The 20808-nt window shown below is 67.3% G+C and carries 18 protein-coding genes; 1 reads left to right on the forward strand and 17 read right to left on the reverse strand.

Annotated elements, in window-relative coordinates; all coding sequences use genetic code 11:
• Nucleotides 1-111 precede the first annotated feature (111 nt).
• The 15 genes from ACM6LU_RS23645 to ACM6LU_RS23715 form a co-directional block, all read right to left on the reverse strand.
• Complete coding sequence (locus ACM6LU_RS23645; protein ID WP_414939934.1) at nt 112-1269, reverse strand: glycosyltransferase; 1158 nt, start codon at nt 1267-1269, stop codon at nt 112-114.
• A 25-nt stretch (nt 1270-1294) separates the two neighbouring features.
• On the reverse strand, nt 1295-2092 hold the full coding sequence (gene dpgD, locus ACM6LU_RS23650; RefSeq protein ID WP_414939935.1) for an enoyl-CoA-hydratase DpgD: 798 nt from the start codon (nt 2090-2092) through the stop codon (nt 1295-1297).
• A complete protein-coding gene (gene dpgC / locus ACM6LU_RS23655) occupies nt 2089-3387 on the reverse strand; it encodes a (3,5-dihydroxyphenyl)acetyl-CoA 1,2-dioxygenase DpgC (protein ID WP_414939936.1) in 1299 nt (432 codons plus the stop codon). The genes dpgD and dpgC overlap by 4 nt, the downstream gene beginning before the upstream one ends.
• Nucleotides 3384-4046 (reverse strand): enoyl-CoA-hydratase DpgB, encoded by a 663-nt coding sequence (gene dpgB, locus ACM6LU_RS23660; protein ID WP_414939937.1) that lies wholly within the window; start codon nt 4044-4046, stop codon nt 3384-3386. Before dpgB ends, dpgC begins: the two co-directional genes overlap by 4 nt.
• Nucleotides 4040-5140, reverse strand: coding sequence for a 3,5-dihydroxyphenylacetyl-CoA synthase DpgA (gene dpgA, locus ACM6LU_RS23665; RefSeq protein WP_414939938.1), 1101 nt, complete (start codon nt 5138-5140; stop codon nt 4040-4042). Before dpgA ends, dpgB begins: the two co-directional genes overlap by 7 nt.
• Before the next feature lie 323 nt (nt 5141-5463).
• The gene (locus ACM6LU_RS23670; protein WP_414939939.1) at nt 5464-6081 is read right to left on the reverse strand and encodes a dTDP-4-dehydrorhamnose 3,5-epimerase family protein; all 618 of its coding nucleotides are present in this window, start codon (nt 6079-6081) and stop codon (nt 5464-5466) included.
• Nucleotides 6082-6104: 23 nt separating this feature from the next.
• Nucleotides 6105-7214: a DegT/DnrJ/EryC1/StrS family aminotransferase gene (locus ACM6LU_RS23675; RefSeq protein WP_414939940.1), complete on the reverse strand. Its 1110-nt coding sequence runs from the start codon at nt 7212-7214 to the stop codon at nt 6105-6107.
• Nucleotides 7211-8188, reverse strand: coding sequence for an NAD-dependent epimerase/dehydratase family protein (locus ACM6LU_RS23680; RefSeq protein ID WP_414939941.1), 978 nt, complete (start codon nt 8186-8188; stop codon nt 7211-7213). The genes ACM6LU_RS23675 and ACM6LU_RS23680 overlap by 4 nt, the downstream gene beginning before the upstream one ends.
• Nucleotide 8189: 1 nt before the next feature.
• Nucleotides 8190-9500, reverse strand: a complete 1311-nt coding sequence (locus tag ACM6LU_RS23685) for an NDP-hexose 2,3-dehydratase family protein (protein ID WP_414940194.1) — start codon at nt 9498-9500, stop codon at nt 8190-8192.
• Nucleotides 9501-10138: 638 nt separating this feature from the next.
• Nucleotides 10139-11488 (reverse strand): cation:proton antiporter, encoded by a 1350-nt coding sequence (locus ACM6LU_RS23690; RefSeq protein ID WP_414939942.1) that lies wholly within the window; start codon nt 11486-11488, stop codon nt 10139-10141.
• Nucleotides 11489-11545: 57 nt separating this feature from the next.
• Nucleotides 11546-12625, reverse strand: a complete 1080-nt coding sequence (locus tag ACM6LU_RS23695; protein WP_414939943.1) for an alpha-hydroxy acid oxidase — start codon at nt 12623-12625, stop codon at nt 11546-11548.
• Nucleotides 12622-13683, reverse strand: coding sequence for a 4-hydroxyphenylpyruvate dioxygenase (gene hppD / locus ACM6LU_RS23700; RefSeq protein WP_414939944.1), 1062 nt, complete (start codon nt 13681-13683; stop codon nt 12622-12624). Before hppD ends, ACM6LU_RS23695 begins: the two co-directional genes overlap by 4 nt.
• Nucleotides 13684-13794: 111 nt before the next feature.
• Nucleotides 13795-14985, reverse strand: coding sequence for a cytochrome P450 (locus tag ACM6LU_RS23705; RefSeq protein ID WP_414939946.1), 1191 nt, complete (start codon nt 14983-14985; stop codon nt 13795-13797).
• 15 nt (nt 14986-15000) lie between these two features.
• Nucleotides 15001-16743 carry an amino acid adenylation domain-containing protein gene (locus tag ACM6LU_RS23710; RefSeq protein ID WP_414939947.1) on the reverse strand — a complete coding sequence of 581 codons (1743 nt, stop codon included), beginning with the start codon at nt 16741-16743 and terminating at the stop codon, nt 15001-15003.
• Complete coding sequence (locus ACM6LU_RS23715) at nt 16740-17570, reverse strand: alpha/beta fold hydrolase (protein ID WP_414939948.1); 831 nt, start codon at nt 17568-17570, stop codon at nt 16740-16742. The genes ACM6LU_RS23710 and ACM6LU_RS23715 overlap by 4 nt, the downstream gene beginning before the upstream one ends.
• A gap of 217 nt (nt 17571-17787) precedes the next feature.
• On the opposite strand from ACM6LU_RS23715, the gene ACM6LU_RS23720 reads away from it, so the two are divergent.
• Nucleotides 17788-19074, forward strand: coding sequence for a PLP-dependent aminotransferase family protein (locus ACM6LU_RS23720; RefSeq protein WP_414939949.1), 1287 nt, complete (start codon nt 17788-17790; stop codon nt 19072-19074).
• Between the two features lie 72 nt (nt 19075-19146).
• On the opposite strand, the gene ACM6LU_RS23725 is transcribed toward ACM6LU_RS23720, so the two are convergent.
• The gene (locus ACM6LU_RS23725; RefSeq protein WP_414939950.1) at nt 19147-19953 is read right to left on the reverse strand and encodes a PIG-L deacetylase family protein; all 807 of its coding nucleotides are present in this window, start codon (nt 19951-19953) and stop codon (nt 19147-19149) included.
• Nucleotides 19950-20768 carry a daptide-type RiPP biosynthesis methyltransferase gene (mpaM, locus tag ACM6LU_RS23730; RefSeq protein ID WP_414939951.1) on the reverse strand — a complete coding sequence of 273 codons (819 nt, stop codon included), beginning with the start codon at nt 20766-20768 and terminating at the stop codon, nt 19950-19952. The genes ACM6LU_RS23725 and mpaM overlap by 4 nt, the downstream gene beginning before the upstream one ends.
• Between the last annotated feature and the right edge of the window lie 40 nt (nt 20769-20808).

Consider the following 20808-nt stretch of genomic DNA (forward strand, 5'->3'; position numbering starts at 1 on the left):
CGGACGTTCAACGTCTTAAATCCTCCCCGCTCGGCCTCTGCAGGCACTGGCGATGCCAAGTCCGGATTACCACCAGCAGCGCTGACCAGCAGCTCCGTAACCAGGGGGCCTTCAGGTACTCGGGAAGTAGCCGGGCAAGGTGGTGACGACCTCGGCGGGGGCCGGCATGGCGGCGACCTCCTTGGCGAGGGCGCGGACGGCGTCGCGGACCGCGGTGTCCGTCAGCAGGGCGCGGGTTTTCTCCGTGACGGCTTCGGCCGTGAGATCGTCATCGACGAGCTGGGCGGCAACGCCTGCCTTGACCGACGCCTCGGCGTTGGCGAGCTGGTCGGCACCTTGGGGCAGGAACAGCTGCGGCAGCCCGGCGCCGAACGCGCCCATCGTCGTCCCGCTCCCGCCGTGGTGCACGACGATGTCCAGATGCGGCAGCAGTTCGTGCTGCGGCACCCACCTCTCGAGCCGCACGTTCCCCGGCACGTCACCCAGCAGCTCGACCTCGACGGCCGGGCCGGTGGCGACCAGCACGTCGATGTCGAGCACGGCCAGGCCGGCGATCGCCTCGGTCAGCACGTCGGTGTTCCCGTACTGGGTGCCCAAAGTCAGGTACGCGAGCGGGCGGCTCCGGTCGCGGCCAGTGATCCAGGCCGGCAGGTCACCCGGCGTGCTCCAGCCGGTCGGCCTCAGCGGGATCCGCTTCGCCGCGGCGAGAAACTCCAGTGACTGCACCGACTCCGGGCAGATGTCGAGGACAGGGTCGCCGAACGCGGTCTCCAGTTCACCCTCGACACCGAATTCGGCGGCGGTCGTCCCGACCTGCTCGCGGATCTCTTTGCCGGCTTCGTACTCCGCCACGCGACCGAAGTTGTGGCTGGCGGAAGGGATCCCGGCGAGTTTGGCCGCGAACGCGCCACCGGCGTTCATCGTCTCGTAGATCACCAGGTCCGGTCGCCACTCGGCCAACACCGGCTCGAGATCGGCGGCGACGGCCCGTGGCAGGATTTCGCCGAACACCCGGCCGGTGATCTGGTGCAGCGCGTCCGGCGGCAGCCCTCTCGGGTCCCCGTCGACCTTGTTCAACTCCTCCATGAACGCTTCCTGCGGGGTGCTCCCGGCCTGGAGACCAGTGATACCCGCTCTTTCGATGTTCGGCAGGAAGGACGCGGCGGTCGCGAAACTGACATCGTGCCCGGCGTCGCGCGCGGCGACGGCGAGCGGGATGAGCGGAAAAGCGTGTCCGTAGCCCCCGAGGGCCGTGAATATCATCCGCATGCGTCAACAATATCCGGGAAGTGATCTAGTGCCCTGTCCAGATCGGATCCCGTTTCTCGGCGAAAGCACGCGGGCCCTCGCTCGCGTCCGCGCTCCGGCGACGACGCTCTTCCCAGTGATACGAAGCCTTGAACGCTTCTTCGAGTGGGAGATCGACCGACCGCAGCGCGGCCTCCTTGATCGCGCGCACCGACAGCGGCGCGGCTCGCACGAGGCTGTCCGTCCAGCCGGCGACGCACTGATCCAGCTCGGCCGCCGGGACGACCTCGTTCACCAGACCGTGGCGCAGCGCCGTCGCCGCGTCCATCCGGCGCCCGGTCAGCAGATAGCCCATCGCCACCTTCTGCGGCAGCTGCCGTGGCAGCCGGAACACGCCTCCGGCCCCCGCGATCAGGCCGAGCCGAACTTCCGGAAGGGCGAACACCGCCTCCTCGGAGGCGATGACGATGTCGCAGGCGAGCACCAGCTCGAAACCGCCGCCCAACGCGTAGCCGTGCACCCTGGCGACCACCGGTTTGGACAAGGTGAACCGGTCGGTCAACCGGGGATGACCTGGCTGACCCGCACTGCCGAACGTCGACGCTTCCACGCCTGTTTCGGTCAGCCGCGCGCGTTCCTTGAGGTCCTGGCCGACGGAGAAAGCGCGGTTACCCGCGCCGGTCAGGACCACCGCCCTGATGTCGTCGTCGGCCTCGACGTCGTCCCAGATGTCGGCGAGTTCCGCGTGCATCCGCCGGTCCATCGCGTTCAGCACCTCGGGCCGGTCCATCGTCACGTGGGCGACGTGATCCTTCTTTTCGTACCGCACCCTGGTTTCGCTCATCGCGCACCCACCGCGAACCCGCCGACTTTGCCGAGCACATCCGCGCCGTAGATGCGCAAAGCCTGCTGCAGCGCGAACTCCGCCATGTACCGGCGGAACTCCTCCGGCGGTTCCTCGGCCAGGTTCACCATGCGCCGGTTGGCCAGCACCGCGTCCCCGTCGAGCCGGGCCAGCGCGGCGTCGATCGCCGCGTCCATCTCCTCCGGCGGGACGACCTCGTCGACGATCAGCCGCGCGTCCGGCTCGTCCGCCTGGATCCGGCGGCCGCCGAGGATCACCTGCCTGGCCACCCGCGGTCCGGTAATCCGGGAAAGCCGGAAGTTGGCCGCGCCGGGAATGATCCCCTCAGTCGCCGCGGGCAAGCTGAGGTAGGAGTCGGACGCCGCCAGGACGTGATCGAAGACCAGGAGGAGCTGAGTTCCCCCGCCGATGGCGAAGGAATCGACGGCCGCCATCCAGGGCTTGTCGACGAACTTCGAGTGCCACGAACCGTCCGTGCGTATTCCGCGCACGATTTTGTGGATATAACCCAGTTCCCGCCGCAACAGAAAGTCGACCAGGGGGATGTCGCCCGAGCTCAGCTTCTTGAGGTTGATCCCCGCGCAGAACACGCGGCGCCCCGCATACCGCCGATGGCTCATCACACCGCCCCGCAGCAGCGCCACCCGGACGGCCGGATCGAGCAGCACCAGGTCGACGGCGGTCTCCATGTCGTCGACCTGGTGGGCGTCTTCGGCGTTCAGGCAGTCGTCCCGGCACAGGGTCAGCTGCGCGACGCCGTCACGACGCTCCAGCCGGACGGCCTCCATCTGAACCACACCGGTCTCAGTGAATTCGGGGAGCAGCCGCAGCGCCCTCGCAGTGGGCCGGAGCATGGCGTCGAGCAAATGCGGACCGGCCTTCGGGGCACGCAGGATCCCGCGCAGGAAGATGCCCTGGTCGATCTCGCGCCCTTCCTTTTCCGCCTGTGGCCGTGAAAATTCGGCCGCCATCTGCTCTTCCGTCGGCACCAGGCCGGGATAGGCGAGGGCGGCGGCGCGGACGAGTTCGTCGATGCGCAGGCAGCGGGTCCGGCCGTCGGTGAGTTCGTCGTAGATCTCCTCCGCGTGCGCCTCCACGAAGTCCGCGCGCGTCGCCCTGATCTCGTCCAGTGCCGAGGACGCGGCCGCGCGCTGCGTCGCGTTCCGGACGGGAGGTGACGGCAGTCCGGCGAGCAGGTCGTCGGCTCGGCGGGCCTCCCCCGCCAGGGCTCGAAGGTCGAGCCCCGGCGAGAGAGTCGTGGAATCCGCTGTCACGGCTTGGCTTCCCGTCGCAAGGCCCGGTCCGCCGCGGCCAAGTGGGAACCGAGCGCCTCCTCGAAGGTGGTCGAGCCCGCTTCGAAGATCAACTGCCGCCGGATCGCCGTCTCGGCACCGTCCGTGACGTCTGCCAGCCCCGCCAGCGTCTTCGCGGGATCCTCGGACACCTCGTCGACCAAACCGAGCGCGAGCGCGCGCTCGGCGTCGACCGGGGTCCCGAGCAGCACGGCCCGGCGGATACCCGCCGCACCGGCCTGCTGGGTGAGCCGGTAGACGGTCATCCCCGGCCAGGAACCGCCGCCCGCCGAGGCGAGCAGCAACCGGGTCCCCGGATCGACGATCCGGACGTCCGCGGCGAGCAGGAGGTCCAGTGCCGTTCCGGCGCAGTCACCCGACGCCACCGCGACCGTGAGCCTGCCCAGCCGTTCGAACCGGCGCACCGCTCGTTCCCATTTGGACACCAGGCCGACGGTCAGCCCCTGCGCCCAGCCATCGGCCGGGACACCCGTGACGTGAACGGTGACCGGGCCCGGTCCCCGATGGTCCTCGGCGCGATCGCAGAGGCCACCGATCTCCTCGACCGACGCGGCCGAAAGCGGGCTAGAGCCGTCGATGCGCAGCACCAGTTCGCCGTTCACTTCGTTCTGCCTCACCATTGGATAAGCGCCATTTCGATTGTGGAGCCGGGCCCCATGGTCATGAGCACGCCGTAGTCCCCTGGCCGGGCGATGTCCTCGTCGGCGAGTCGCTCGTAGGAGAAGAGGAAGGAGCCGCTGGAGAGGTTCCCGTAATCACGGAGCACACCGGTGGTGTGGCGGACGTCGTGCCGGCTCAGGCCGAGGTTGACGACGACGGCGTCGACCACCTTCTTGCCCCCTGAGTGCACCAGCCAATGGCCGATGTCGTTGCGGCGGAGCCCGGTACCGGACAGCAGCCTGTCGATGACGATCTCGGCGTGCGCACCGACCACGTAGGGAATCTGCGGGTCGAGGAAGAAACTGAACCGGTCCTGGTCACGGTCCCAGTCGTAACGCATCGCGTCGAGCGCGTCGGTGATGATGTAACTCGCGAATTTCAAGACCCTGGGGCCGGGCACGCGCCCGTCGCCGGAGATGACGGCGAGAGCGGCCGAGCCGTCGCCGAAAAGACTGTTGACCACCGCGGTCCGCATCGTGCCGTCCAGCGCGTAAGCGGCGGAACAGGCCTCGCTGCAGAGGACGACACCGAGCTCACCCGGGTGTGCCGCGGACCAGCCCGAGACCACGTTGAGCGCGTTCAGGCCCGCGTTGCAGCCCATGCCCACGATGTCCGAGCGGCTGCAATGCGGGTCGATGCCCAGCTCACGGATGATCAGCGCGCTCAGGCCGGGGGTCAGGAAACCGGTCGAGGTGACGCAGCACAGGTGACGCAGGTCCGAAAGCGTCGCTCCCGCCGACTTCAGGCAGGCTTCGAGTGCCCGGCAGCCCATGTCGACGGCGATCTTCTTGTGTTTGTCGAGCAGATCGCCCTGCGGTTCCGATACGCGTCCGCCACCGGGACCCTCCGGCGGCAAGGTGAGAAAACGCCGGTCGATCGCGCTGTTGAGGAAGACCGACCGGATTTTGGGATCCTCGACGTCGAGGATGTCGAGGAGCTCGGATTGTGAGTACGACGCCTCGGAAACCGCGGTTCCCACGCCGGCGAACCTGGTGATTTCGGTCAGTCCGGTGAGGACGGAAAGGTCCTCAGCGGGTTCGGCAACGGCAGTCATCGATACATCCACCCCCATGATCTGAGCTTGCTTCGAAGCAGCTGCTTGACCTTCGCAGCGGGCATTGATCTCACCTTTCCGGTCGGTACGGCGGGTCGTGAGTGGTAAGGACGGTTCTCTTGAGCGGTAAGGCAAAGGTGTCGTCAGGTCGCGGGACCTTCGTGACCACACCACCCGCACCGGGCATGTCGCGAAAGCCACTTTCGGGACATCTGATGTCCCGAAAGTGGCTTTCGCGACACCCAGATCAGCACCTGGGCGAGCACATGCGACGCCACCGTTGCCTCACCCCTCGATTAACCGTCCTTACCACTCACGAAGCGTCAGGCGGACAAAGGAACTCCGGACAGCTGCCGCTCGAGCTCCAGGCTGGTGGCGTAGTCCGGCAGCAGGCCCTGCTGCTCCGCCTCGGCGAGCGTGATGGCCACCCCGTCCCGATCGGACAGGATCGGTTCGACTTCGGCGTCGATGGGCAGGCCCAGTGCGGGGTCCAGGGCTGAGAGGGCGAGTTCGTTCTGCGCCACATAGCCCGCGGAGAGCATGTACGACATGACGGTGTCGTCCTCGAGCGCCACGAAGGCATGGCCGACGCCGACGGGGAAGTACATCGTCCGGTAATCCTGCTGGTCCATCAGGACCGCGTCCCATTTGCCGAACGTCGGCGACCCGACCCGGATGTCGACCACGATGTCCAAGGCCTTGCCGCGTGCGCAGTAAACGTACTTCGCGATACCCGGCGGCGTCACGGTGTAGTGGATGCCCCGCACCACGCCGCGCTTGGACATGCTGTGGTTCGTCTGTGCCACCCGGAAGAGCGGGCCGCCGTAAGCCTCGATGAAGGCCTCCTCCTGGAACGGCGAGACGAACAGGCCCCGGTCGTCGGGAAAGACGCGAGGGGTGAACTCGATCGCGCCCTCGACGGCGAGTTTTCGTGCTTGCACAGCTGCTCCTGAGGTTGGACTGGTCAGAGGTTGGACAGCACTTCGCGGACCGCGTGGATGACCTTGTCCTGCAGGTCGGCGGTGAGCGCGGGATACATCGGCAGCGAGAAGATCTCGGTGGCCAGTTTCTCGGTGACCGGGAGCGAGCCGGTTTCGTAGCCGAGGTGGGCGAACCCGGTCATGGTGTGCACGGGCCACGGATAGCTGATGTTCAAGTGGATGTCGTACGCCTTGAGGCGTTCGAGGATCTCGTCACGCCGCGGGTGACGCACGACGTACACGTAGTACACGTGCTCATTGCCGGAGACGGTCCGCGGAAGTTTCAGCTCGGTGTCACCGAGACCTTCCACGTAGCGCTCGGCGACGGCCCGACGGGCGGCGGTGTAGGTGTCGAGACGCTTGAGCTTGCGCCGCAGGATCTCGGCCTGGACCTCGTCGAGGCGGCTGTTGTGGGCGGGCGTTTCCAGCGTGTAGTAGCGCTCGTCCATGCCGTAGTAGCGCAATCTCCGTAGCTTGCGTTCCACGGATTCGGCGGACGTGATGACCGCGCCGCCGTCGCCATACGCGCCGAGCACCTTGGTGGGGTAGAAAGAGAACGCGGCCGCGTCGCCGGTCGAACCGGCGACCGTGCCATTCTGCCGGGCTCCGTGCGCCTGCGCGCAATCCTCCAAAATGGACAGTCCGTGCTTCGCGGCGAGTTCCCTCAGCGCAGCCATGTCCACGCACTGGCCGTACAGGTGCACGGGCAGCAGGCATTTGGTGCGCTCGGTGATCGCGGCCTCGACCTGGCCGGTGTCCATCAGGAAGTCGTCCTCGCGGACGTCGACGAAGACCGGGGTGGCACCCGTGCCGTCGATGGCGACCACGGTCGGGGCGGCGGTGTTCGACACCGTGATCACCTCGTCGCCCGGCCCCACGCCCAGCGCCTGGAGACCGAGTTTGATCGCGTTCGTCCCGTTGTCGACGCCGACACAGTGCTCGACCCCATGGTACGCGGCGAATTCCGACTCGAAGCCGCGCAAGCTCGCACCGAGCACGAGTTGCCCGGAATTGAAAACCGTCTCGACCGCGTCCAGCAGGTCGAGCCGCTCGGCCTCGTATTCGACCAGGTAGTCCCAAACACGCGTGGTCATGTGCGAACCTTTCCCTGAACTGATGTCGTCAATGCGGCGACGGTGCGACGCACTCCTTCGGGCAGCGAGATCTCCGGGTGCCATCCGGTGATCGCCCGGAACGGCGTGGAATCGATGGTGACGCTCCGGAGATCCGTCTCGGGCGCGTGCGACGGTGGCTCCACACAAGTCACGTCCACCTGGTCCTGACCGGTGAGTTCGGACAATTCCCTCGCCACCAGCCGGAACACTTCGCCCAGCTGATCGCCTCGGCCGGCGCCGAGCAGCCAATGCCCGCCCACGAGGGGAGCCGGGGTGGCCAGCGCCGCCGTGAACGCCGCCGCGATGTCCTCGACGTGGACCAGGTCGCGCCGCACCGTGCCGTCGCCCCAGATGGTGAGTGCCTGGCCTTCGAGCGCTCGCCGCGCCATGGCGGATACGACACCGCGGTCGTGGTTCGCGTCCGGTGCCGTGGTCTCGCCGAACACCGTCGGCAACCGCAGGCTGATGCCGCGCACCCGGCCGTCGATCGTGGCGTCCTTGAGGAGCTGTTCCGCGGTCAGCTTCTGCTTGTCGTAGGGAGTCGCCGGGTGGTCGGGCTCGCTTCCGTCGATCGGCTCCCGAGGCGGCACACCGACCTGCGAGGCGGCACCGCCGTACACCACCAGCGGTGGCGTATCGCCGGTGCCGCCGATGACGTCGATGAGGTCCCGCATCACACCCACGTTGACGCGTTCGGCCGCCTCGGTCTCAGCCGCGCGCCATCCGCCGTCCGCCAGGAGCAGGTACACGACCGCGTCCGATCCCGCGACCGCGTCGGCGAGCGCGGCACGGTCGGTGAGGTCCGCGGCGACGACGGTGATTTCGGCTTGGCCGGGCGCGGGGGCGAACCGCCGCCGCGCCACCGCTCGCAGCCGGATCGGCTGCCGCGCCAGTGCGCGCGTGACAGCCGAGCCGACGAAGCCCGACGCGCCGAGGACGGTGATCTGTTTCATTTCATGCACTTCCTTGAGGCTGTGCGGTCGCGGCGTTGATGCAGGCGAGAAGCGTGCGGGCCTCGACGTTGACGTAATGCCCGTGCCGGGTGAGCGCGGTCAGCTGGGCCGGGGTGACCCAGGCGTAGCCAGGCGGCGGATCGATGGTTTCGTCCGCGTCGACCGCAAGATAGCGGGCCCTGACGTTGAGAAAGCGGCCGCCTTCTTCGGAATGGATTGCCTCGTAACGGATCCTCGACCGTGGAGCGTCCAGGACGGCGTCGAGGAAGGGCGGCCTGCTCTCCGGCGGCAGGTGCGCGTAGTTGTGGGGGGTGCACTGGACGGTCGGCGCCAACTCGACCGTGTCCAGGAAACCACCGTCAGCGCGGGCGTGCACCAGAACGTGTGGCACGCCGCCGATCTCGCGCACGAGGAACGCGACGACGCCGAGACCGACGGATTCGAGCAACGGCTGGGTCCAGCTGACCCGCTCGCGGTTACTGCCTTTCACGGCGACCGCGAGGACCTTGAAGTAGCGGCCATCCTCGTGCTCGATCACTTCGACGTTCTGCTTCCAGCCGCTGACGTCCGTGAGCGGAATGCGGCGGGCACGCACATCGTGGCGCGAACGCTCGTTCGTGAACCACGAAAGAAGCTGGATGTCGGAGAACAGCGCGCCGGGAGCCGTGTCGTGGTACGGAAGGCACGACAACACGCTCCTGGCGTTCATGTTGATCGTCTCGTCTTCGTGCATCAGTTCCGCGATCTGGCCGAGCGTGAGCCAGCAGAAGTCGTCCCACATCGGCACGTCGTCGACGGTCTCGACGATCATGTTGCGATTGGACTTGTGGAAGAACCATGAGCCTTGTTCCGCCTGGAGAACGTCTACGATCACCCGCTCGGGATCGGGCGGGGCGAAGTACTCGATCAGCTTGACGTTCGTACCGCCGTGTGCCTTGGTGTAGTTGCTGCGAGTGGCCTGTACGGTCGGCGACAACTGCACCAGGTTGGGGTTTCCCGGCTCCATCTTGGCCTGCATCAGGAAGTGCAGGACTCCGTCGAACTCCTTGCCGAGGATGCCGAGGATGCCCACTTCGGGCTGTTTGATGACCGGCTGCTGCCACTCGCGGTAGGGGCCGTCACCGTGTGGGCCGTCGGCCTCGACCACGTGCAAGCCCTCGATGGTGAAGAACCGTCCGCTTCGGTGCACGAGATTGCCGGTCGCGGCCTCGAACCCCCACTGGTCCAGGTCCGCGAAGGGGATGCGTTCGACGTGGAAGACGTTGGCCTCGCGGCGTTCGGCGATCCAGGCACGGACGTCCTCGGTCCGCATGTGCACCCCGTCGGTGGTCGCGGCCGACAAGGTGATGCGTTCCGCGTGGCCGCGGTCGTCACGAGGACGCACCGCGCGGACGGGCAGGCTGCCGACGGCATCGAGGACGCCTTGCCGTTCCTTGTCGTACTCACCGAGCTGGTCCTGCACGTAGGTGGTCATCGCACTGCTCCAGGTCGTTGAGTGGGCATGGCCGACACTGATACCTCCCCTTATGTCCACCTTTCGCGGGTCGCAGCGGAGCACACCGTGAAAGGTAGCTTCGGCCGATCTCGCCGGTCCAGATCGTCCAATTCCCGCTACGGGTCGGAATCCGGATTTACCGTGTCGCGAAAGCCACTTTCGAGACTTCAGAAGTCGCGGAAGTGGCTTTCGCGACACCCGGGAGGCGGCCGCGCTTGACGTCTGAGGCACGCTTCGGTCGGGTGGGTCGTGAGGTGCCTGGCGCAAGTAGTCCTCTACTTGCGGTCGGGTAATGGCGAGAGGAAGAGCGGGACGTGTGATCCTGCGGGTCTTACCCGTGATCAGACGGCGATCTCCGGAGATCGCCGTCCAATCACGCGTAACCGCCGTCTGATCACGCGAGATCGCCGTCCGAGGAACGAAACCCAACGTCAAGCAAGCAGAATCACGCGACACTAGAGAATTCGCTCCTGCTGGTTCGTCGCCGGTTGCGACGTCCAGGCCCGGTGCTCGGTCTCGCGTACTTCTTCCTCGGCGGTCTGTTCGAGTCTCTTCATCGCGAACCGCAGGATCGGCGGTGCCATCAGCGAGGTGACGATCGCGACGAGGATGATGATCGTGTAGATCTCGACGCTGAGGATGCCCAGTCGCAGGCCGACCATGGCGACCACGATTTCGATGACGCCCCGCGCGTTCAGTCCGGCGCCGAGCGCCAGCCCTTCCCATCTGTTCAGGCCGCTGAGCCGCGCGCCGGCGTACGCGCCGGCGAACTTGCCGATGATGGCCAGTGCGAGCACCGCCAGCCCGGTGAGCAGGACCTGCGGGCGGATCAGCGCGGTGAGGTCCATCCGCAACCCGGCCGTGGCGAAGAAGACCGGCGCGAACACCGACAGGATGACGGTGCGCAACGGGGCCAGCTTGGCCGGGTCCACCTTACCCGCGGTGCCGATCAGGATGCCGCAGACGAAGGCTCCGAAGACCGCCTCCAGGCCGAGAGCCTGGGTGCCTGCCGAGGCCAGGAGTACCAGGACGACGACGGCGCCGACGGTGGGCCCGGCCCCTTCGGACTTGCCTGCGACCCGCACCACGCCCCGGACCAGCGGCCTGCCGAGGGTGAGCGCGAAGACGATGATGAGAATCAAGTAGGCGAGGGAAAGGAGCACGGTTCCGGTAGTCACCGCGTGCACCGCCATCGCGCTGACGACCGACAGCATGAACCAGCCGAACGCGTCGTCGATCGTACCCGCGGCGAGCGTGAGCTGCCCGACGTTGCGGTGCAACAGGTTCATGTCGATGAGGGTCTTGGCGATGACCGGGATGGCGCTGACGCACATCGCGACGCCGAGGAACAGTGCGAAGACGGTGATGTCGGTGCCGTCGGGAATCAGCATCTTGGGCAGCACGAAACCCGCGCCGATGCCCAGGCCGAGAGGAATGACCAGGCCGCCGAAGCTGACCCCCGCGGCGGCGCCGCCGCGGCGGCGGATCATCTTCATGTCCATCTGCATACCGGTGAGACCGACCAGCAGGATGACGCCGATTTGGCCGACCGCGTCGAGAAGGTGGTACTGCTCGGCGACGGCCGGGAACAGCCAGCCGTGCGGCCCCGGCGCGGCCCAAGCCAGCAGCGAAGGACCGAGGATCACCCCGACGAACAGTTCGCCGACCACAGCGGGCATCCCGAACCGGGCGGCCAGCCGTCCGAAGACGACGGCGAGCAGCAGCAGCAAGCCGACCTGGAGTAAGAAGATCAGGAGACTGTGCGCGGCGATCGGGGCGACCGGCGCGGGAAGCGAGAGAAGCACTTTCCTCCTTCGGGAAAGGGCGGATCGACGTCAGGCGAAGGCCCGCCCGACGGAACGTCAGCCGTAGTGAGAGACCCTCGTGCTCAGCCGCCGGGCCGCACTCACCGAGTCACAGCCCGCGAGGCCCAGCGCGTTCCGGAATTCGACGGCGAGCAGGTCGAGCAGCTGCCGGGCACCGTCCTCACCGCCCGCGGCCAACCCCCACATCACGGGCCGCCCGACCAGTACGGCCGACGCGCCGAGCGCCATCGCCTTGAGGATGTCGCCGCCGCTCCGGATCCCTCCGTCCAGCAGCACTTCACCCTCCCAGCCGGAGACGGCGGAGGCGATCTCACCGAGCATCTCGATTCCGGGCACGGCACCGTCCAACTGACGACCTCCGTGGTTGGACACCACGATTCCGGCGACACCCGCGTCGACGGCACGGCTCGCGTCCTCGACCGCGAGGATTCCCTTGAGCACTACCGGAAGGTCCGTATGCGCACGGACCGCCTCCACGGATTCCCAAGTGGCGGACGCGAACTCACGCGCGGTGTGGTCCGCCACCGCCGAGTGACCCCGAGTACGCCGGTGCGCGGCCGCTCCGGCGTCGAAATTGGCCGCCGTCACCCACTCCGGCAGTGCGAAGCCGTTCCGCATGTCCCGCAACCGCCGCCCCATCCACGGCACGTCGACGGTGAACACGATCGCCTCGCAACCGGCGTCTTCCGCGCGGCGCACGAGTTCCAGCGATCGTTTCTCGTCACGCAGCCAGTACAGCTGGAACCACGGCCGTCCACCGACGGCCGCGATCTCCTCCAGCGGAACACTGCTCAAGGTGCAGATGGTGTACGGCACGCCGGCGTCCCTGGCCGCGCGTGCCGCCGCGAGTTCACCATCGGGGTGGAACAACCGCTGGTAGGCCACCGGTGCGACCGCCATCGGCAGCGCGGCGGGCCGTCCGAGCACCTCGGTCTCGATGGTGCCGCCCGTCAGGTCACGCAGCATCCGGGGGATCACGAAGATCCGCTCGAGCGCGGCGCGGTTGGCCGTTAAAGAGGCCTCCGCGCCGCTGCCCCCGGCGAGAAAGTCCCAGATCTCGCCGGGGAGAACGTCCCGTGCGGCACGTTCGAGGTCGTCGAGGCAAAGGTGTGTCATCGCCGGGCGGGGCCGAGCTTGCTCTGCCCGGTCCGCTCCAGTTCCACGGCCTCGTACAGGGCCTTGATGTTCGAGCTGCCGAAGGTGCCGGCACCCTGCCGCTCGATGATCTCGAAGAAGATGGTCTTACGCGGATGCGTGGAAGCGGTGAAGATCTGGAACAGCTGGCCGCCGTGGTCCTCGTCGGCGAGCAGCTTCGTCTCCCGCAGATCGTCCAGCGAATGCGTCTCCAGCTCGATCCGCTCGCCGAGCAGGTCGTAGTAGGTGTCCGGGGTCTTCAAAAATTCCACCCCTCGCGCGGAAAGCTCCTTGACCGCACGGACCGCGTCCGCACTGGTGAAGGCGATGTGCTGGACGCCCGCACCGTGGTGTTCCTTGATGAAGTCGTCGATCTGGCCGGGGTCGGCGGTCTTGTCGGGCTCGATCAGGGTGAGGGTGACCTCTCCCGACGAGCTCTGCACGACGGTCGAGTTCATCGCCTGGGCACCGACCATGATGTGTTCCTCGAAGATCTGCTTGAACCCGAGGGCGCGCTCGTAGAACGCCACCGTCGGGCCGAGGTCCCCCCCGTTCAGGCAGACCGCGAAGTGATCGATCGCGAGCAGCTCCAGGTCTCCCTTGCCGCGGAAGGCTTCCGGCGATTCGTCTGCTCCGTCGCGCTGGATCAGGGTGTGCACGACATCACCGAAACCGCTGACGGTGGCCGTGATGACCGCCTCCGCGCGCTCGCCCGGCTCGCGGATGGGCCGCGCCCCCGCCCCCACCGCGGCCTCGAAAGCGGCGGCCACGTCCGAAGTGCGCAGCGCGATGTCGGCCACCCCTTCGCCGTGGGTCTGCAGGTAGGTCGCCCCAGGGTGACGGTCCGAAGTCGGCTCGGTGAGGACCAGTGCGATCGGTCCCTGCCGCAGGGTCACGCTCCGGTGGTCGGCCGAGCGGTCGGTGGAGGCGACGGAGAAGGCGTACTTGTCCATCCAGCCCGACGCGGCCACCTCGAGGTTGGCCACATACATTTCCACATAGTCGATCTCGAAATTCTGCATGGTTTCGTGAGAAGACAAGACATTCCTCCGTGGAATAGATGTAATCCTCATTCACAGGATGACGCGAACCCCATTTCGCATCAACGTTGTCCGTTTGACACTTCCGTCCACATCGGACGGACGGCGAAGTCAGCGCGCCGTGAACCGCACCGGGAGCTCCCGGTAGCCCTGCACGACGACCGCGCGCAACCAGGCCGGTTCCCGCACCAGTTCCACTCGTGACACCCGCTCGGCCACCTCTCGCAGCACGACCGCCAGCTCGATCCGCGCGAGCGCGGACCCGAGGCAGTGGTGCATCCCGTGCCCGAAGGTGAGGTGCCGGTTGGGTTTCCGTCCGGGGCGGAACGTGTCCGGTTCCTCGAACACGGCGGGATCCCGGTTCGCCGCGGGCAGCCACGCGACCACCGGGGTACCTGCCTCGAGGTGGCGCCCGTTGACGGTGACCTCACCGGTCGTCACCCGGAGCACGTGCATCGCGGGTGAGGTCCAGCGCAGCACCTCGTCCACGACGGTGTCGACGTCCACGCTCCCGTCCCGCACCTGTTCCAGCAGGCCGGGCACCGTGGCGAACGCGTGCACCGCACCGGTGATCGCGTGCCGGGTCGTCTCGTTGCCGCCGATCAGAACGTTGTCGCAGTTGAGCACCACGTCGTCGATCGTGAGGTCGTCATCGGTCAGCAGCGTGCTGACGAGGTCGTCGCCGGGGTTCGCGCGGCGCGCGGCGATCAATTCGTCGAAGTAGACGAGGATCTCGGTATGCGCCTGCCGCGGCGTCATCCCGTCGAACAGTTCGTCCTCGCCGCCGAACGCGTGGTTGGTCAGGTCGATGAGCATGTCCTCGTCCTCGGCGGGCACACCGAGGATTTCGCAGACGACCGCCGCGGGGATACGCGGGCCGATCGCCGCGGCGACGTCGCACACCTCACCGTCGAGCACTTGGTCGAGGACACCGCGCACCTCGGTCCGGACCCGCTCCGAGAGTTTCCGCGCGGCCGCCCTCGAAAGCAGCGGGCCGACCAGCTTGCGCAGTTTGCGGTGCTGATCCTGTTCGGACACCACCATCATCTGGCCACCCGACTTGTCAGGGTGGTCGCGATCGAAGCCGATCATCATCCCGTACTCGGAGGTGAACGGGGCGGACGGCCCGAGGACCGCGGCGCACGCCCGATGCGAGAACACGGACCAGAAACCACCGGGTGAACTGCCCGGTTCGCTCCACACCATCGCGTCTTCCAGCGCGAGCTCGCGCCAGCGGGCGTGGCGCTCCAAGGTCGTGTACAGATCGGGGTCGCCGAGATCGACGGCGTTCGTCGTCTGCATGAAAGGGTCTCCAGATCAGGTGAGGGCGCCGTCGAGCACCTTGGCGAGCTGGGCCACGGTCGGCGCGTCGAAGAAGGCCTGCACTCGCAGCCGGATCTTCAGTCGTTCGCGGATCCGGCTCACCAGCCGGGTCGCGAGCAGCGAATGGCCGCCGATCTCGAAGAAGCTCTCGTCGACGCCGACGCCGACGGCGCTGACGCCGAGCACGTCGGCGAACAGTTCGGCGAGCAGGATCTCCATCGGTGTGCTCGGCGCCCGTCCCGATGTCACCCGCCCGGCGCTCTCGCCGTCGGGATCGGGTAGGGCGGCCCTGTCGACCTTGCCGTTCGGCGAGGTCGGCAGGCGCGGCAGGCCGACGACCACGTCGGGCACCAGGTACGAAGGCATCCGTTCACGCAACGGCGGGAGGAGGTCTTCGGCCGCCACCCGCTCGCCCCCGATGCCGACCACATAGGCGACGAGCCTGTTGTCGTGCATGGTCACCACCGCCTGGGCCACCCCGTCCACCGCGAGCAACGCGGCCTCGACCTCGCCGGGCTCGATCCGGTGGCCACGCACCTTCAGCTGGTCGTCGGCGCGGCCGACGAAGACGTACTGGCCGTCCGGACGCGTCCGCACCCGGTCACCGGTGCGGTACATCCGGCCACCCGGCTCGCCGAACGGATCCGGCAGGAAACGCTCCGCGGTCGCGGCCGCTCTCCGGAGGTAACCGCGGGCCAGTCCGGGGCCGACCGTGTACAGCTCGCCGACGTCCCCGTCCGGGACGGGCCGCAGCCGCTCGTCCAGGACATAGGTACGGACACCGGTGATCGGCCTGCCGATCGGCGGTGCGTCCTCACCGGTCAGCGGCTCGCTCGCGGTCACCGCGACGGTGACCTCGGTCGGGCCGTACGCGTTGATCATCACGCGGTCCATGGCCCAGCGTTTCGCGACCGGTGCCGGGCACGCCTCGCCCGCGACCAGGAGGGTCAGCCCCGCGGGCAGTCCGCCGGACTCCTCCAGTGGTGCCAGCGCGGACGGCGGCAGTGTGACGTGGCTGATGCCCTGGTCGCGCACCAGCCTGCCGAGCGGTTCGCCGGGGACCAGGTCCGGCGCGGAGGCCAGCACCAGGCAGCCACCGGCCTGCCAGATCGGCCAGAACTCGGCGACGGCGGCGTCGAAACTGGGTGACGCGAAGGCCAGCAACCTGCTCTCCGGCGTCAGCTTCTGGCGGCGCACGTAGTCGTCGGCGAGGTTCGGGATCCCGCGGTGCGTGACCAGTACGCCCTTCGGCTTTCCGGTCGAGCCCGAGGTGTAGATGACGTACGCGGGATGGTCGGGGAGCAGCGGGCCGATCCGGTCCCCGTCGTCCAGGTTCGGCTCGGACCGGCCCGGCTCCCGTTCCACCCTCATGACGACGGGAGCGCCGTCCACATCCTGACCTGGCAGGCACAGCAGGCAATGCGCCGCCGTGTCGTCCAGCATGTGCCGCTTGCGTTCTTCCGGATAGTCCGGATCGACGGGCACATACGCGGCACCCGCCTTGTGCACGGCCAGGATCGCGATGACGAATTCGATCGACCTCGGCATCGCCAGCGCGACCAGCCGCTCCGGGCCGACCCCGTGCGCCACGAGCCGTCGCGCGAGCCGATTGGCTTCACCGTTCAGCTCGGCATAGGTGAGTGTGGTGGTGTCCATCGCCACCGCGGGCCGATCCGGCAGCACGGCCGCGGTCGCCTCGAACAGGGCAGGTGTCGTGGCCGCCGAAAGGACGGTCATGCGGTTTCCCCCAGTGTCTCGCGGGATTCGGTGCGGAGGAACCGGATCAGCTCGCGGTTCACCGGCTCCGGGTTCTCCAGGTAGCCGAAATGTCCGCACCCGGGAATCGTGCGGTGCGTCGCGCCGGGGATCGCGGCGGCCAGTTCCAGTCCGGCCGCCGCCGGCGCCACGAGGTCGTGCTCGAACGAGATGACGTGGCTGCGCACCGTGATCGCGCGGTAGGCCTCGATACGGTCGGGCAACGCGCTCAGCAGCAGCTGCGCCCGGACGCCCGGCCCCCAGGACCCCGTCGCCGCGAACAGGTCGAGCCAGTCGCCGGCGAGGTCGTCGTCGGCGAGCGTCGCGGGCCCCAGGTTGTGCATGGCGCGAACGGCGGCGAGGAAAGCCGGTGGCAACTCTATGCCCTGTTCGATCAGCTTCGCTTCACCCTGCGCGAGCTCCCGCTGGACGAGACTGCTCTTGCCACAGGCCGCCATCAGCACGACCGAAGCGAGCAGCTCCGGATGGGCGAGTGCCAGTTCCTGCGCGATGTACGAGCCCATCGACGTGCCGACAACGCGGCACGGCACGGCGTCGAGGTAGTCGATCAGGGCGGCCACGTCCGACACGAGGTCGTCGATGGTGAACCCGTCCTTGCCGTCGTCGCTCGGCGGGATCCCGCGGTTGTCCATGGTGATCACCCGGAATCCGGCGGTACGGAGCGCCGGTACCTGATGCAGGTCCCACACCGAGCTCGGCGCCCCGGTGCCGGTCAGCAGCAGTACCGGCGGACCATCGCCACAATCGTTGTAGGACAACCGGATCCCGTTCTCGGTCGTCATCAGCATGAAGCTCCTCCGGGAGTGCGGTTTGGGCGCAGCGCGAAAGTGTTTCCCCTCAACGGTTCCGTTCACCCCAGGTGCTGCGGCACGGAGCTGACCGTACCTTCAGAGATCGAGTGTCCGGAGTATTCGGCGATGGACGCCCCGGAGCGCCGGGGAAATCATCCCGGGCGTCCACGGTCCGTTCTTGACACCTCGACGACGTATGGAAATCCTAGTATTCATGGATTCAAACGGTCTGTCCACTCACTTGGACGTGGAAACGTTGCACGGATCGCTCACCGATCCGGCCATCTCGTCGATGAACCTGCTCAACGAGCTGATCGACGAATACCCTGTGGCCATTTCCATGGCGGCAGGCAGGCCGTACGAAGAGTTCTTCGACATCCGTCTCGTTCACGAGTACATCGACGCCTATTGCGACCATCTCCGCAACGATCGGAAAATGGACGAGGCGGGGGTCACCCGCACCATTTTCCAATACGGCACCACGAAGGGTGTCATCGCCGATCTGATCGCGCGAAATCTGGCCGAGGACGAGAACATCGTCACCACCCCCGAGTCCGTGGTCGTCACCGTCGGCGCCCAGGAGGCCATGTTCCTGGTTCTCCGCACGCTGCGGGCGAGCGAACGGGACGTGCTGCTCGCGCCCGCTCCCACCTACGTCGGCCTGACCGGAGCGGCACTGCTCACCGACACCCCCGTCTGGCCGGTCCGGTCCACCGAGAACGGCATCGACCCCGAAGACCTCGTGGTCCAGCTGAAGCGTGCCGAGGAACAGGGCAAACGGGTCCGGGCGTGTTACGTGACACCGAACTTCGCCAACCCCACCGGCACCAGCATGGATCTGCCGTCCCGTCACCGTCTCCTCGAGGTGGCCGAGGCGCACGGCATCCTGCTTCTGGAGGACAACGCGTACGGGCTCTTCGGATCCGAACGTCTGCCTTCACTGAAGTCCCTCGACCGGTCGGGCACCGTGGTCTATCTCGGCTCCTTCGCCAAGACCGGCATGCCTGGCGCCCGGGTCGGCTACGCGGTGGCGGATCAGCGGATGGCGGACGGCGGCCTGTTCGCCGACCAGCTTTCGAAGCTCAAAGGCATGCTCACGGTGAACACCTCCCCCATCGCGCAGGCGGTGATCGCCGGAAAGCTGCTTCTCAACGGCTTCAGCCTGATCAAGGCCAACGTGCGGGAAATCGACATCTACCAGCGCAACCTCCGCCTCACCCTCGGCGAACTCGACCGCAGGCTCGGCGCGCGCGACGGCGTCAGCTGGAACACCCCGACCGGCGGGTTCTTCGTCACCGTCACGGTGCCCTTCGCCGTCGACGACGAACTGCTGGCACACGCCGCCCGCGACCACGGCGTGTTGTTCACCCCGATGCATCACTTCTACGGCGGCAAGGGCGGGTTCAACCAGCTCCGGCTGTCGATCAGCCTGCTCACCCCGGAACTGATCGAGGAGGGCGTGTCGCGCCTCGCCGGCCTGATCACCTCACGGCTGCCCTGACCGCGCCCGAAAACAGGCCCGGGCGCCACGTGGGGACGATGAACGTCTCCCGCGTGGCGCCCGGGCCTGTTCTCAGCTGTCGCCTTCGGGGAAGATGACCGGCCAGGTCACTTCCCCGTATCCGCCATCCGGCGAATTCTTCCCGGCATGCTCGTCCAGAGCACCGAAGAAGTTCTTTTCCGGCCCGTCGAACATCGCCAGCTGGGACGGGTACAGCTCAAGTGCTTGAAATTTCCGGGTCCGCGCTTCGGGCTTGACGGAGCCGAAAGCGGGGTCGCCGAGGCGAAAGGCCCGCGGGAGTTCGACCTTCCCCGACCCGAAAGTCGCATGAGGAATGTCCTCCCACAGCCGGATCGGAATACCTCGCTCGTTCGCGACGGCCAGTGAAGCATCTCGCGCGATCTCGTTGTCGATGTGATCGCTGAGCGCGGCGCACGTGACGATCAGCGTCGGCGCGAACTCTTCGACAACCGACCCGATGGCGTCCTCGACCTCGATGAAGAGATCGCGATTGCTCTCCGGCGCCTGCTTTTCGATCTTCAGTTTTTGACGGCCTTCCACGTTGTCGGTCAGCCACCGGCCATCCGGCGCCTTGCGATAGATGGAATCGAGGAACCGGCCGTGCACATGCCCCGCCCCGAGGTGACCGAGCGCGGCGATATCCTCCTTCTGGCGATGCAGTACCGCGTCTTCGTCCGGGGAAATCCCCCAGATCGAGTGCATCCGCTCCGCCGCCGGAGAATAGGGAGGTTGCGCGACGCCGGCGAACACCGTGTAAACGGTCACCTTCGCACCGTCCTGCGCCGCCTGCGCGAGACTTGCCCCGAAGGACAGGACAGCGTCGTCCAAATGAGGGGATACCGCCAGAATCCGGGTCACAACGATGCCTCCAGCAACAACACGTCTTCAGAGCCCTGCCCGGCCGACGCGAACGGGGTCCGCGCGACCACTTCGAATTCGGCCTGTTCGAGCTCCCGTACTATCTGATCCGCCTTCAGGAGCCTGATCCGGTTCGTGCAGACGACGAAGGGATCAGCCGCTTCATCCGCGGGGCAGATGGTGATCTCGTGAATTTCCTTGCCCGCCGACATTTTCGCGTGCAACACGTACCGTCGGCCACTCAACCCCGAAAGCTCTTGCTGCCGCTCCGGCGAATCCGGCTTGACGGCCTCCGCCACGGCCACCGCGAGCAGGAACCTTCCGCCGGGCGCGAGATGCTCGCGAACCGACGCGTACAGTCCCGGCCTGTCCGCGTCGTCAAGGACGTTGATCGAGCCCGAGCTGACGATCACCGTTCCGAAGCGTTCGTGCAGTTCGAAGGCGGTCATATCCCCGTGCACCACGGTGCACCGATCCCGGACCTCCGACGGCAGGTCTTCCAACCGCTTCCGCAGGGTGGCGATCATCGCGGTCGACAGTTCGAGAGCGGCCACGTCGAAGCCGAGCGCCAGAAGAGGGAAGGTCACCCTCCCAGTTCCGGCCGCGAGCTCCAGCACCGGCCCGGAATCCGGACCGACACGGTTCGCGAACTCCCGCGCTTCGGAAGTGCCGTCCGCGTCCTGCATCAAATCGTGATAAGTGTCCGCGGCGTCCTCGTCATAAATGCCGCACAGAACTCCTCGCTCGCCTACCGAGGCGAGCAGAACATCCGAGCGGGTGGTCCGCACGGCTCCACGCGCGATTTGTTCACTCATGTGGTCAGAATACGGGTAGACGGTTATCGAGGGGTAGGGA

It is taken from the genome of Amycolatopsis sp. cmx-11-51 (assembly GCF_047608665.1).
GTDB lineage: Bacteria > Actinomycetota > Actinomycetes > Mycobacteriales > Pseudonocardiaceae > Amycolatopsis.